The organism is Novipirellula caenicola, assembly GCF_039545035.1.
Lineage (GTDB): Bacteria > Planctomycetota > Planctomycetia > Pirellulales > Pirellulaceae > Novipirellula > Novipirellula caenicola.
On sequence record NZ_BAABRO010000001.1, the window covers coordinates 823,139 to 840,017 of the forward strand.

The following is a 16,879-nucleotide window of genomic DNA, read 5'->3' on the forward strand; positions in this document are numbered from 1 at the left end:
CGACCGCACGCCGTTTTCTCATCGCCCCAAGCAGCGGCAGTCGCGCAGACTTACGATCTTTTCACAATCGCTCGCAGCGGGGTTATTCGCGCCATCTCGCCGCATCCCCCTTTTCAGCACGATCCGCAAAGTCGACTCAACCCGGCATCTTTTTCTGATTGTAGAACTCGACGCCCAAGAGGGCGAAGATAGGTACTAGACCTCGCACTCACCCCCCAGCCAACGGGGGTAACTTTCACGCCACGTGAAAAGGACGCGCTCAGGTCGCCACGTCAGTTTGTCCCGGCGATGTATCTCAATGGACCGATAAATCGATGAGTCGCGAATTCGACTTTTACCCTCTCGAAGATCGCATCCTGCTTAGCAGCGATGGCGTGAACGATCTCGATGGCTCGATGGACATGGATCATGAGCTCGCCTCGGCGCTATTGAGTCAATTGTCCGAGGCCGACGGCGAAGCCGCCCCCGCGTTGCCCTCCTCTGCTCCGCCGCAACCTGCGGACGATGCCCCCGTCGATTTTCGCAGTGTTGATGTTGCCGACGCGGATGTCTTTGACCCCGCACAACCGATCGAAGTGATCTTTGTCGATGCGGGAGTCGAGGATGCGGACGCCTTGGTGGATGGTTTGCGTGCGGCCGCCGACGCGGCGACGCAGTGGTTGGTCGTGCGATTGCAGCCCGATCAAGATGGCTTGCTGCAGATCACCGAGACGCTTCACCCGTTGAGTAGCGTTAATGCGGTGCATTTGATCAGCCACGGTGACGGCGAGGGAATCCAGCTGGGTAACACACGCTTGGATCTCGAGGCCGCACCCGATTATGCCGGCGAGATCGCTTCGTGGGGTCACGCGTTGGACAGCGGCGCAGACCTACTGATCTACGGTTGTGATCTGGCGTCTACCGAATCAGGGCGGGATTTGATCGACATCCTGGCGATTGTCTGTGATTGTGACGTCGCGGCAAGTGATGATGTAACCGGACACGCATCGCTCGGCGGCGACTGGGAACTCGAGTACACCGTGGGTGAGGTCGACCTTGCCAATGTGCTTCAGTCACAGGAGTGGTTCGGGATGCTTTCCGCTGCCGCGGCGGAGTCGGGTAACGCCCCCCAATCCGACTCCGCCGGCATCCCGCTGTCGTTCGAAGAAAACGTTGGCCAGAGCGATGACGCGGTTGATTTCCTTTCACGGGGTAACGGCTTCACCGTCTTCTTGAGCGATGGCGATGCGGTGGTGAACCTCGATGGCGCGGTATTTACACTGGACGTCGTCACACAAAATCAGCCGACTTCGGTGGTCGGTGTCGATGAATTGATTGCGCGCAGCAACTATTTGGTGGGTGCCCAGCAGGATTGGATTCGTGACGTCGCCAACTTTACTGCCGTCCAGTACGACGATATTTATGATGGGATCGACGTCCGTTACTATGGTCACGGACAACAGCTCGAATACGATTTCATCGTCGCGGCGGGAGCGGATGCCAACCAAATCACACTGCAAATGTTAGGTGCCGAATCGGTATCGGTTAGTGACAGTGGTGAATTGGTCATGGTATTGGCGGGCAACGAGCAAACGGTTCGCTTTCGTGCTCCCTACAGTTACCAACAATCCACCAGCGGTGTCCGTGAAACGATCGAAAGCCGCTATGTGATTCGCGACGATGGAAGCATCGGTTTCGAGTTAGGGGCGTACGATCATTCGCGTGAATTGGTGATCGATCCGATCATGGATTACGGCACGTACCTAGGCGGGCTGGGTACCGAATCGGCAAATGCGATCGCCGTCGACGCCGCTGGGAACGCTTACGTCACCGGCAGCACGGCATCGGCGGATTTCCCCGCGACGACCGGCCCGTTCGGTACCACCGGCAGCGACGATGTGTTCGTCACGAAATTGGCCGCCGATGGCAGCACCGTCTTGTATACCACCTACATCGGCGGCAGCGGTGATGACGTCGGATACGACATCGACATCGATGCCAGCGGTAATGCGTATGTTGTCGGTAAAACGGCATCTGCAGACTTCACCACGACGAGCGGCGCGTATGACGAAACGCTCAGCGGAGCGTCGGATGGTTTTGTGTTGAAGTTAGACAGTGCCGGATCATCGATCCTGTACGGCAGCTACATTGGATCGAATCTATCGAATGATTCGGCCTATGGCGTCGCCGTCAACGATTCGGGGCAAGCGTATGTGACGGGTGTATTGACCGGTTCGATTGGATCATTCACCACTGCGGGGTCGTACCAGTCCACGTTTGGTGGCGGACGAGATGCGTTTTTAGCGGTCTTCAGTGCGGACGGATCGAGCATCGACTACGGCAGCTACTTTGGTGGATCGGCGGCTGATGAGGCCAGGGATATCGCGATCGATGACTCCGGTGCCGTCTACATCACCGGTGTTACCAGCAGCAGCGACATGGCGGTCACCGGCAATGCGTTTCAAAGCACAAGCGGGGGCGGACAAGACGTTTTCATCGCCAAGTTCCATCCGCTCGGAGGCGGCAACAGCGATCTGGGCTACAGCAGCTATCTCGGTGGCAGCATGGCCGAGCAAGCGTCGTCGATCGCGTTGGATGCCAATGGTCGAGCCTATGTGGTCGGATTGACGATTTCGACGGACTTTGACGTCACGGCCGGTGCCTACAAAACATCGATCTCCGGTTCAAACGACGATGCCTTCCTGTCGGTCTTTGACACGTCGCTTAGCGGTGCTGCTTCACTCGCGTATTCCACCGCACTCGGCGGCACCGCAACCGATGAAGCGGGTGGCGTGGCAGTCGATTCGTCTGGCGTAGCGTGGATCATCGGTACGACCTACTCCACCAACCTTCCGACAACCACGGATGCTCATTCCACCAGCAAAGGTGGAACCACCGACGCGTTTCTCACCGCGATCAACCCGCTTGGCGGTGGTGCATCGGACCTCGTCTATTCCACGTACCTTGGCGGCAGTGCGAATGAATACGGGTTTGCGATCGACTTGGACTCGGCAGATAGCATCTACGTCGTTGGTCAGACTCAATCGTCGGACTTCGACACCACCTCCGGTGCCTACGACGAGTCTAGTGCGGGTGCGAGCGACGCGTTCGTGGCCAAATTCTCGCGTCCTGCCGCTGCCTATCTGTGGCTGAACACCGAAAACGACGTGACCGGCAGCGGTGTCGCGGGACTCGATTCGTGGAGTGGCGGCACCGTATTGCAGCTAGGGGATCCCAACCTCGGTTTTAGCGGCTCGACCAGCGGGACGTTGACGTCGGTGTTCAACATCGACGATCTGGTAGATGACGGCGATGCGAGGCTGAGTGGGATCCACTATGTCGGTCGCGATCTGGTGGTCGGCAGCAACAACATCCAACTTCTCGAAGGCGATGTGCTGTTTTCTACCGTCACCGAAGAATGGATCAATGGCGGCAGCGAGCAAATTTACGCGCATGACATTTTGCTATTCCGGCCGGTGACCGTTGGAAATTATTCGAGCGGGACGCTGTCGTTATTGTTCGATGGTTCCGACGTGATCGGCAATTTGGACATCAACGCGTTCACCTTAGTCGAAGAAGCGACCACGGTGGGAACCACGACGCCGACGAATCTAAACGCGGGCGACTTTCTGATTTCGCACGCCGGATTTAGCAATCGAGTCTATCGCTATGAACCGGGCACGTTGGGGGCAACGAGCTCGGGAACGATGTCGATCTTTCTTGATGGCACCGACTTTGGCGTCGATACTGGTTTCCGCGGACTGGACCTTGTTGAACGAAGCATTCGGATTGGTGATACCACGCTGACCAGTGGCCAATTGTTGGCGACGCTGCACGTCGACGACAACGCGATTGGCGGAATTGCCACAACCCGTGACGACATCTTTTTGCTGAACGTCACCGAAACAGGAGCCACCAGCGCGGCGACGGCGTCGGTATTCTTTCAAGGCGACGACATTGGTCTGAATACCGCCACGTGGCAAGAGCAACCATGGGGATTGTCGTTGGCCAGCACGACGGCGGTCAGCACGATCACGGTCGATGCCGAGACCACGGGCGATGGCGGATTGAGTATCAATGAGGACGGTGGTGACGACGTCTACTTAGTCGCCGATGACGGCGGCGCCATTCTCGGGGGGCGTACATCGATTACGATCGAGGTCCAGTATTCATCGACCGACACCAATGGCGCACAGCCGCTATTTGCCTATGCATCCCCGTCAACCGACAACGAGCTGTTGCTGTACATTGACGCCGCGGGCAATCTTGGGCTGTATTTCAACGGCGGGCTCACGTCATCCAGCGCAATCGACTATCGCAGTTTGTCCGACGGCGAGATGCAATCGTTGGCGGTGACTTGGGACAATGCCGCGGGTGATTGGCAGGTGTTTGTCAACGGCATCTTGGTCGACAGCGGTACCGGATTGAACACCGGTCAAACCTTTGACGCCGGAGGCACGTTGCAGTTTGGTCAGGAACAAGACGGAAACGGAACAAACTTTGACACCAGCCAGACGTTTCATGGCACTTACTACAACGTCCGTGTTTTCGACGACGTTCGCAGCAAAGCCGAGATTGCGGCGACCTATAACTCAAGTTTGCCACACGATACAAGCGGCTTGTTGGCGCAGTGGGACTTTGACCACTTGTCATCCGACGGCGTGATCACTGAATCGGTCAGCGGCAACAATTTAACAGTCAATCACACGTCGCAAAGCGGCTTTACTGCCAGCACGCCGTCATTGACGTTTTTAGTCGATGAAAACGCCAACACTGGCACGGTCATCGGCAGCGTCGTGGCTACCGATGCCGACCGGGATGCCAAGATCGCGTCGCTGTTGGCCGCAGATCCAGATCTGGTTTACAGCGCCGTCACCGGCAAGTTTTACAAGACGATCAGCGCTGCACAAACGTGGGCGAATTCGCAAACCGCCGCCGTGTCATCGACACTGAGTGGGGTCTCGGGTGAATTGGTTACCATTCATTCAGCGGCCGAAAACGAATTGATCACCGATTTTCGCAACACGGTGGGTGCCGATTTGTGGATCGGTGCATCCGACCAAACCATCGAAGGGCTATGGCAATGGCAAGCCGGTGATGCGGATGGTGACTCATTCTGGCTGGGAACGTCCACGGGCAGCGTGCAGAACGACGCCTACACCAATTGGATTTCGGGCGAACCCAACGCCGTCTCGCCCGACCATGACTTTGCTCGGATCACCGGGACCGGACAATGGGGTGAACGCGACAGTTCGTCCAGCTATGGTTACGTGGTGCAGTGGGATGCCGACGCGGTGTTGGACCAGACGAACGAGCTGAACTACTCGATCGCATCACAAACCACCGCGGGTGCCTTCGCAATCGATGCAGACAACGGTCAAATCACGGTTGCCGATCGATCGCTGCTTGATACCGAAACCGACACCACGCACAGCGTCACCGTGCGTGTGACGGCCGCCAGCGGGCACTCGTACGACAAGACCTTTGATGTACTTGTCAAGAACGTCAGTGGCGAAGCGGAACAATCGGTGCCAGGCACCCAAACGGTGGCCGAAGATTATCCCGTCGTCTTTGGCGCTGCAACCGGCAATGCGATTACCGTTAGCGATGGCGGTCCCAGCAACAACCGATTGCAGGTTTCGATCTCGGTTACCGACGGCATCCTGACGCTATCGCAAACCACGGGATTGACCATCATAAGCGGTGCGAACACAAGCGATACGATGGTGATCGAGGGGACCGAATCGGATTTGAACGCGGCGTTTGAAGGGATGGTGTTTCAACCGGACGCCCACTTCAGCGGTGCCGTGAACCTGCAGATGACCACCTCGTCCGTCGCCGATTTAGAGGGGCACTACAGTTTTGATTCTGGCGATGCGAGTGATGACAGTGCAGGGACGTCGCACGATGGCGTCATGCAGGGGAACGCGTCGACGGTGGTCGGCGCGGATCGTGGCACCGTACTGACTCTAGATGGCAGCGGCGACGGTATCGACATCACCGGGACCCTGGGCAGTTCGGCTAATGTGACGCTTGCCGCGTGGGTCAATTTGACCGCGAGCGGTTCGCAAGGGTCCGAAGTGATCAGTATCGCGGATTCGCTAATACTGCGGCTCGATGAAAATGGCAACGGCGTCTCGGGGATCTTCTACGACGGCAGTTCATGGGTTTCCGTTGCCTCGGGTCGTTTTATCGAGGGAACGGGTTGGCATCACGTCGCATTCACATTCGATGACGTCAACAATCGTCAACAGCTTTACATCGATGGCCAACGTGTGGCGCAAAGCAATTCGACGTCCAGCATTGTCTATGACGACTACAGCAAAACGACGATTGGCTACCATGCCAATGGTTCGACGATGTACGATTTTGACGGTTTGATTGACGAAGCAAGGATTTACAGCCGTGCGCTTTCGGCTGATGAGATTGCGAATCTAGCAGCGGACAATCTGCGGTCGGTCGATACCGTCACGATTGACGTGGTTCCGCTAAACGACGCACCGGTGTTCGGCACTGATGGCGACGGCAGCACGACGTTGCCCATTCCCGACAGCCTGTTCGATCTTGGATTCAGTAGCGTGGTCCAAACCGACGGCAAAATTGTGATGGTCGGTTCCTCGTACTTTAACGACAACGACATCACGGTCGTGCGTTTCCACAGCAATGGCGAGCTCGACTTGACCTTTGGCGGCGGCGATGGGATCGCGACGCTGGATGCCGGTGGCAGTGAAATGGCGGTGGATGTCGCCCTGCAATCCGACGGCAAAATCGTCGTCTTGGGCACGTTCGACAACGATTTGATCGTTGCTCGCTTTAACACCGCCGGCGTGCTCGATACAAGTTTCGACAGCGACGGTTACGCAATTACCGACGCGGGTGGAATCGACTCGGCCGCCGCGATCGCGATCCAAAGCGACGGCAAGATCGTCGCTGCGGGGACCACCGATGCCGGCGGTAATAACTTTGCCGTGGTGCGTTACAACACCGACGGGTCGCTTGACACCACTTTCAGCGGTGATGGCAAAGTCGAGATCGATTTTGGAGCGAGTTCCGACGATGTCGCAAATGCACTGCTCATCCAAAAAGACGGCAAGATTGTACTCGGCGGAAAAAGCAATGACCAATTTGCGCTGGCCCGGTTGACTTCCGCCGGCGTGTTGGACACCAGCTTTGACGCCGATGGATTGTTGACGACTGATTTTGGAATGGGTGACGAAATCATCAGCGGATTGGCTCAACAGTCCGATGGCAAAATTGTGGCCGCCGGTACCGCCAACTTGGACTTTGCACTCGCTCGCTACAACAGCGACGGATCCCTCGATACGTCCTTTGATACCGACGGCCTGCAAACCTCCGATTTAGGGGCGACCGAACGAGCCTATAGCGTTGCGATCACCGCGACGCAAAGAATCGTTGTGGCAGGAAGCACCGATTTGATGGGCAGCAACGACGTGATGCTGCAACAATACAACGCCGACGGATCTCTTGACACCCATTTCAATTCGGTCGGCACGGTCATAACCGTGGTCAATGGCAGCGAAGAGTACGGCTACAACGTGCAACTGCTGGCGGGTGGAGGCATTTCGGTTGCCGGCAACGTGCAAAACACCGGATTCTTGTTGAATCAGTACAACGCGGACGGCAGTCTAGATACTGATTTTGCGCCGACCGCCAATCGGATCGATGCAAACCCTACCTACGTCGAAGGTTCCGCGGCAGTGGTGCTGGACAACAGCGTCAGTGTATTCGACCAAGAACTAAGTACGTCCGGTAACTTTAGCGGTTCGACGATTGCGCTCCTTCGACGCGAAGGCACCAACGCGGACGATGTGTTTGGATTTAGCGATGGCAATGGGCTGAGTTTTTCCGCAGACTCGCTATACAAGAATGGTCAAATCATCGCGACATTTAACATCACGACACCTGGGCTTGTCGTCATCACGTTTACCGACGCCAATGGCGAGGTTCCGGACCAAACGGATGTCAACAACGTTTTCCGCCAAATGACGTACGCCAACAACAGCGACTCACCCGAGGCGTCGGTCGAGTTGTTGTGGTATTTCCTCGATGGCAACGCGGGGGCACAAGGATTCGGATCCAGTTACTATGTCACCGACGTGATGACCGTCAACATCATTGCCACTAACGATGATCCGACGAACGCCGGCAGTCTGCCAAGCGACATCTCGGTCACCGAAGGGGTGTCGGGCGAGGTGGATCTGTCGCAAATCGATTTGAGTGACGTCGACCATGGCGGCGGCAATCTGACGGTAACCTTGACGACGGCAAGCGGTGGTAACTTGACCGCCAACAGTGGTGGTGGCGTTACGATCGGTGGCAGTGGGACGGGGCTTTTAACCTTGACCGGTACCCTAGCCGATTTGAACACCTACCTGGATACCGCCAGCAATATCACCTACCTCCATAGCGTCGCGGATACCGCTGGCGACAATGCTGACACGATTACGGTCAAGGTCAATGACAACGGTAACACCGGCACCGGTGGTGGCAACGATGTCAATTTAGGATCGGTTAACGTCGACATCACGGAAGTAAATGATGCCCCCGTGATCACCAGCGATGGAGGTGCTGACACCGCCAACATCAATATCCAAGAAAACACGACCGCCGTCACCACGGTGACGGCGGACGACATTGACCAGCCGGCGCAAACGTTGACGTATTCAAAAGCGGGCGGCGCCGATCAGGCCTTGTTTAGCATCGATAGCGGCACGGGAGAGTTGACGTTCATCGCTGCACCCGACTTTGAAAATCCCGATGACGTCGGTGGCGACAATACGTATGAAGTCATCGTTCAGGTTTCCGATGGGACGCTCTCCGATTCGCAAACGATCATGGTCACCGTCACCGATGTTTCCAATACATTGGTCGTGACAACCGCGGTGGACAACAATGACAGCAGCATCGCGGTCGGCGCCAGCTATGACATTGAATGGCTAAACGCAAACAAGGGAACCGATGGCGAGATCAGTCTTCGTGAGGCGATCATCGCTGCGAATAACACCGCGGGCTTGGATACGATCAGCTTCGACATCGCTGGTGCCGGTGTGCACACAATCGGTCTGCTGAGCGTGCTGCCGAGCGTCACCGAAGCGATCACGATTGACGGGTATACGCAATCCGGATCAAGTCTCAATACGGCGGCCAACGGTAGCAACGCGGTCCTGCACATCGAGCTTGACGGAACGAACACCGGCGCGGGAGCAAGCGGATTGAAGTTGGTGGCAGGATCGGATGGCAGTACGATTCGCGGCTTGGCGATCAATCGTTTTAGCGGCAGCGGCATCGAGATCAACAACAGCGACAACAATACCATTGTCGGTAACTTTCTCGGCACCAGCGTCGACGGAACAAGTGGCCAGAGCAATGTCTATGGCGTCAACGTGACCAACGGCGCGAACAACAACACGATCGGCGGCTCGGCTGCGGGCGACCGAAACGTGATCTCTGGCAACACCACCGCCGGTGTGTACATCAGCAGCTCGGATAACATTGTCGCGGGAAATCTGATCGGATTGAACGCCGCGGGCACCGCCGCGATCGCGAATACTCGCGGTGTTTATCTACTGAATGCAGCGAACACGTTGATCGGTGGCACGTCGGCCGGTGCGAGAAATGTGATCTCGGGCAACAGCATTGACGGCGTGTTGGTGACGGGAGCCTCTTCGGCCGGAACGCGGATCGAAGGCAACTACATCGGCACTAACGCTGCGGGGGACGCAGGCATTGCCAACTTGATCAAAGGGGTCGGATTGACCACCAATGCCACCGGAGTCACCGTCGGCGGCAGCGCTGCGGGTGCTGGCAACGTGATCTCGGGGAACTCGAACACGGGGATCTATATCGCCAGCGGCGGCAATCTGGTCATAGCGAACTCTGTTGGACTCAATGCGGCAGGCACCTCGGCGGTCGCCAACGGCACCGGCGTGTACATCTACCACGCCGCCAACAACACCATCGGTGGCGCGAGCGTCAATGAACGCAATGTGATTTCGGGCAACACATCCTACGGCGTCTACATTAGTGGATCGGGATCGACGGGAAATCAAGTCCAAGGCAACTATATCGGGACCAACGCAGCGGGCGATGCTGCGGTCGCCAATACGACGGCCGGTGTCAGCATTGCCGCCAGTGCCGCGAACAATACGATCGGCGGTTCCGTCGCAGGTGCCGGCAACGTGATTTCCGGCAACACCGGCTATGGTGTGTACGTCAATGCATCCGACAACACCGTCGCCGGAAACACCATCGGGTTGAATGCATCGGGCACGGCCGCGATTGCCAACAACTACGGTGTGCATGTGCTTAGCTCGACCGACAACTTGATCGGTGGCACCACGGCGGCAGCGCGGAACGTGATTTCGGGAAACACGCTCGATGGAATCTACATCAGTGGCGCCACCGCCACCGGCAATCAAATCCACGGCAACTACATCGGCACCAACGCCGCGGGAACCGCCGCGATCGGAAACTCGCGTTTCGGCGTCAGCCTGCTGAACAACGCATCCGCCAACGCCATCGGAGGTACCGTCAGCGGCGCTGGCAATCTGATCTCTGGCAACCTCAGTTCAGGCGTCTACGTTAGCGCCGCGGGTAACACCGTTGCTGGAAATTTCATCGGGCTGGATGTCACCGGCACCTCGGCGATCGCCAACAGCACGGGCGTCTACATCAACAATGTCGGCAACACCACGATCGGTGGTACGACGTCGCTGGCACGCAACGTCATCTCCGGTAACACCACCGACGGGATCTATATTACAGGCACTTCTGCGACTGGGAACCTGGTCCAAGGCAACTACATCGGAACCAACGCCACCGGAACCGCGGCCGTGGGGAACGGCAACGCGGGGATCAACATCGCTTCCACCGCGGCGGGCAACACGATCGGCGGAACCGCCACGGGCGCTGGAAACCTGATCTCAGGGAACGCAAATTACGGCGTTTATACCGCGGCGAGCAACACAACGATTCAAGGCAATTTCATCGGCACCGATTCCGCAGGCACGAGTGCGATTGCCAACGGTGCAGACAATTCCGCAACGGGTGGTATTTATATTGCCGGTGGTTCGGGTAGCACGATTGGCGGGACAACCACGTCGTCTCGCAATGTGATTTCGGGCAATGGGGGTGCCGGCATCTGGATCAACGCAGGTGGCGACACCACGACCATCCAAGGTAACTACATCGGAGTCGATGTGACCGGTGACACCGCACTTGGAAATGGCCGCTGGGGGATTGTCAATCAATCGGGTGACAACGTTCAAATCGGCGGTACTGCTGCGGGCGCCGGCAACGTGATCTCGGGAAATACCAATTCCACTGGCGGTGTGTTCGTCGGCCCGACTGCGGATGGAACCGTGATCGAAGGCAATCGCATCGGGATCGGTGCGACGACCACCACTGCACTTAGCTCCGTTCAAATGACTGGCATTTGGATTGCAAGCGGTTCATCCAACACACGAATCGGCGGCACAACTGCGGCAGCCGGAAACACGATTGCTCGTAACGGAGTTGGGGGTGGCATCAAGGTCATTGGGAATTCCGTCGGCAACACGATTCAGCGGAACAGCATCTTTGGCAACGCGGGGATTGGCATCGATCTGAACGACGACGGCATCACCACCAACGATGGTGCGACGACGAGCGGTGCAGCCAACTTAATGATGGACTCGCCAGTGGTCGCCACCGCCAATCTCGTCAGTAATGATCTATCGTTGGCCGGTTACGTCGGTTCCGCTGCGAACCAGGCGACGTTCGCGAATTCGCGTGTCGAGTTCTTCATCAGCGACGAAAGCTTCGCCAATGGTAGCGGCCAAACCTATCTTGGATTCTTGACCACCGATGCTAGCGGTAACTTTAGCGGCACGCTGGATGTCACCGGATTGGGGCTGAGCCAAAACGCCACGATCACCGCGACCGCTACCGACAGTTCAGGAAACACGTCCGAATTCGGAGTCAATTTCGCCGTCAACGTGGCTCCGACTGCAAACGCGGATACCGATACCGCCGTCGAAGCGGGTGGCGTCAGCAACGGCACCGCTGGAACCAATCCCACCGGAAACGTGCTAAGCAACGACACCGACCCGGACGGCGGAGACACCCAAACCATCGTTGGCGTCGCTGCGGGCACGGTCGGCAGCGCGTCGAACAATGTGGGCAGCGATGTCGCGGGGCTCTATGGCACGCTACAGATCGCAGCCAACGGGGCGTATGTCTACACGGTCGACAACAACAATGCCGCGGTACAAGCACTGCGAAACAGTGGCGATACCTTGACCGATGTATTCACCTACACGATGAACGATTCAGGCGGAATGCAGAGTACCGCCCAAGTGACGATCACGATCGAAGGTGCCAACGATGCTCCCGACGCCGCGGACGTGACAAAGACCATCAACGAAGACACCTCGTTGACGTTGACGGCAGCCGACTTTGGTTTTACCGATGTCGACAGCGGTGAATCGATGACCGCGGTTCGAATCGATGCGTTACCCGCCGCGGGCACACTCACCTTGCTCGGCAGCGGCCCGGTGACCTCGGGACAAGTCATCTCGATCGCTGACATCAACGCAAACAAACTGGTTTTCACCCCCGCAGCCAACGCGAATGCGACGGCGTACGCGACGATTGCCTTTAGCGTGGCCGATGCAAACAGCACGTTCGACGGTACTCCCAACACGATCACCATCGACGTGACCGCCGTCAATGACGCCCCGGTGCTGGACAATTCCGAGACGTTCACCTTGACCGAGATCAGCGAGGACGAAACCAGCAACCCTGGCAACACCGTCGCTTCGATATTGGCCAGTTTGTCGGGCGACCGGGTCACCGATGTCGACGCTGCCGCAAACGAGGGGATCGCGGTTCAATCGATCAGCGGCGGCAACGGAACGTGGCAATATTCACTCGACGGCACCGCCTGGATTGACATCGGGACCGTCAACACCAGCGCTTCGTTGCTGCTACGCGCAAGTGACTATCTGCGTTATGTCCCGGATGCAATGAACGGCGAAACCACGTCGATCTCGTTTGTCGCTTGGGACCAAACCAACGGAACCGAAGGAAGCAAGGTCAGCACGACGGCAACGGGTGGAACCACCGAGTTTAGCAGCAATGTCGGCACTGCCATGGTGACCGTCACCTCGGTCAACGACGCACCGACGATCACCAATGCAGCCACCGTCAACTTGCCTGGCACGAACGAAGACACCGCTTCCAGTCCGACCGATGTCAATTCGATTCTGGCTTCGGCGGGCTGGGCCGACGTGGACACCGCCGCGGCCAAGGGAATCGCCGTCACCGGGGTTAACAGCAACGGCAATTGGCAATATTCGACCGATGGGACAAACTGGACCTCCTTTAGCGGAATCACCCCGACCAACGCGTTGCTATTGAGTGCGTCGACACAAATTCGCTTCTCGCCTGATGCGAACAATGGCGAAACGGCGACGTTTGACTTTGTTGCTTGGGATATGACGACCGGTTCGCCGTCAACTTTTGGCTCGCCATCCTACGCCGACCCCAGCGGTGGTGATGGGACCTCTGCGTACTCAAGCGAATCGGCCACCGCATCCACCGTGGTCACCGACGTCAACGACCCCGTCGCCGTGGTGGCCGACACCAATGTCGCCACTGAGGCAGGCGGCATTGCCAACGGGACGGCAGGTGTCAATCCAACCGGAAACGTACTGGATAATGACTCCGACGCGGATGCCGGCGACACCCGAAATGTTAGCGGCGTCGCCGCGGGCGTTGCCGCATCCGCAACAGGCAACGTTGGGGCAAATGTCGCTGGGACGTATGGATCGATCAACATCGCCTCGAACGGCAGCTACAGCTATACCGTCGATAATAACAATCCTGATGTCCAAGACCTGCTTTCCAATAGCGACACGCTGACGGATGTCTTCACCTACACCGTCCAGGACGCGTCGGGAGCCGAGTCCACCACTCAAGTCACGATCACCATCCAAGGGGCCAACGATGCTCCGGTGGCCATCGTTGACAGCGACCATGCCTACGAAGCTGGCGGCGTTGCCAACGGCACCGCGGGCACCGATCCGTCGGGCAATGTGCTCAGCAACGATGACCAAGTCGACTCGGGCGACACGTGGACGATCACCGGAGCGGCACAAGGCGTCGTGGGATCAACTAGCGGTTCGGTCGGTTCGGCGGTCACAGGAAACTACGGCACCATCACGATCAACTCCGACGGTAGCTACACGTACAACGTCGACAACAACAATGCAACCGTCCAGGCACTGCGAACGCCGAGTGACACGCTGACTGACGTCTTCTCGTACACCGTATCGGATGCTGCGGGACTCGAATCAACGGCCCAGATCACGATCACACTGCATGGGGCGAACGATGATCCCATCGCCGTCGTTGACACTCCCACCGCGGTTACGGCGGGTGGGTACGCTGGCGGTACCCCCGGGACCGATCCGACCGGCAACGTTTTGGCCAACGATACCGATGTCGACTCGGGTGATACCAAAACGGTCGATGGCGTGGCCGCCGGGGTACAAGCGTCGGCAAGCGGTTCGGTGGGATCGGCCGTCACCGGCAGCTATGGTTCGATCACCATCGCCGCCAATGGCGTCTACACCTACACCGTCGATAACAACAACTCCGCGGTGCAGGCGCTGCGGACCAGCAGTGATACGCTCACCGACGTATTCACCTACACAATGATCGACGCCGACGGCGCGGCCTCGACCACTCAAGTCACGGTCACCATCCAAGGGGCCAACGACGCTCCGATTGGCGTCGACGATACGGCCACCGCTGTCGAAGCGGGTGGAGTAGGGAACGCCTCCGCGGGCACGAATCCGACCGGCAACGTGTTGACCAATGACACCGATTTGGACTCAGGCGATACAAAAACGGTCAGCGGCGTTGCGGCCGGCTCGCAAGCCAGTGCGTCGGGCTCGGTGGCCACCGGAGTATCGGGAGCGTACGGCGATATCACGATCAATTCCGATGGTTCCTACAGCTACGTCGTCGACAACAACAACGCCGCGGTTCAGGCACTTCGGACCTCAGGCGACACGTTGACCGACGTGTTCACCTACACGATGGTCGACACCGACGGACTCGATAGTACCGCCGAAATCACGATCACGATCCGGGGTAGCAATGACAGCCCGTATGACATCACCACCACCGATTTAACAATCGCCGAGAACCTCGCTGATGATCAGGTGGTTGGCAGCGTTACCGCGTATGACATCGACGCGGGTGACTCGTTCATCTTTGCACTGAGCGACGATGCGGGGGGCCGTTTTAAGATCGATGCAGCGGGCAACATCCGCGTCATGGATTCGAGCCGACTTGACTACGAAACAGCGACGCAACACGACATCACCATTCGCGTGACCGACCAAGCGGGCGGACAATACGAAGAAACCGTCACCATTCACTTGACCGATGTCGACGAACATGACGTCACTGCGGCGGTGGATATCGACGCTTCGGCGAATGAAGTCAGCGAGAACGCGTCGACGATGACGTTGGTCGGATTGACAGCACGGGCTACGGATGCCGATGGCACGAACAATCTCGTCACTTATTCGCTAAGCGATGACGCCGGAGGACGTTTTGCGATCGATTCCAACACAGGGGTCGTCACCGTCGCGGGAACGTTTGACTACGAAAGCCAAAGCTCTCACACGATCACGGTCCAGTCGCGATCCAGTGACGGATCGGTCAGCCTTACGAATTTCACCATCAACGTCCTCAACGAGAACGAACTTCCGGTCGCTCAACACGATCAATATTCGGTCAACTCAGGCCAAACATTGTCGATCGCCGCCCCTGGGGTACTCGCTAACGATACCGATATCGACGGTGATCTGCTGCAACTGCACCTCGTGTCGGGGCCCAGTCATGGTGTTTTGCTCGAGCGACTTGACGGCAGTTTTGTCTACACTCCTGCCAACGGCTTCTTTGGAACCGATACCTTCACCTATGTCGCCAACGATGGAAACTTTGACAGCAATGTTGTCACCGTCACGATCACCGTCAACGCGGCAGGCGGAGGTGGCGGTAACAGCGGAGGCGATTCGAACGACGGAGGAAGCTCGGGTGATCAAGAAGACAACGACTCCGGCGATCAACACGGCAGCGGCGATTCGTCCGATGACGACAGCAACGAAAATGATGCAGAAACCGAAAATGGCCCCACGGCGCCGCGTGGCGGCCCTGCCACGCCGCCGCTAGGCAGCGCACAGAATCTATCCGACGACAACCTCGACGCGTCATCGGAAGTTCAATCAGCCCGCTTGCGACCATCCTCGGACGCCGGCGATTCACTCGGGATGCAAGCCAGCGCAGTCGGCAACCAACAGGAATTTCGCGGGCCCGAGTTCACGTTCGGCGGTTCATCGGAAATGCAAGTTCGGCACCGGGTCAACATCGGAATGCAAATCCTGGAACAGCTACTTGTAGCGGACCTGACCCACGCCATCAGTTGGGAACAATGGCACGAAGAACAGATGGCAAACAACGAATCCATGTTCTTTGGTATAGATCAAGTCGGCGCGATCGGTGCGGGAACCGGGCTTGCCACCGTGGGCTACGTCCTTTGGGCCCTTCGCGGTGGCGTGTTGCTAACCACCATTTTCGGCAGCATGCCGGCGTGGCGGATGATTGACCCCACGGAGCTGTTGACCGCCTACCGGACAGGCGATCCAAAGAAAGAAACGGGGATCGAATCGTTCCTTGATTAACGTCCTTCGAATTTGACAACCATTACCGTGAACGCCTTCCCAACCGGTGGCTCATTCGGATCCACCTTTGACCGTTTGCGTTTACAGCATTTGCCACTGAGCATTCCGCGGGTCAAATCGCGACTGACTTAGCACCTGTTTTG

Annotated in this window: 1 protein-coding gene; it reads left to right on the top strand. The window is 57.7% G+C overall.

Annotated features, from left to right (window positions below; all coding sequences use genetic code 11):
- Window positions 1–314 precede the first annotated feature (314 nt).
- Window positions 315–16,736, top strand: coding sequence for a VCBS domain-containing protein (locus ABEA92_RS02795; protein WP_345682269.1), 16,422 nt, complete (start codon window positions 315–317; stop codon window positions 16,734–16,736).
- The last annotated feature ends 143 nt before the right edge of the window (window positions 16,737–16,879 follow it).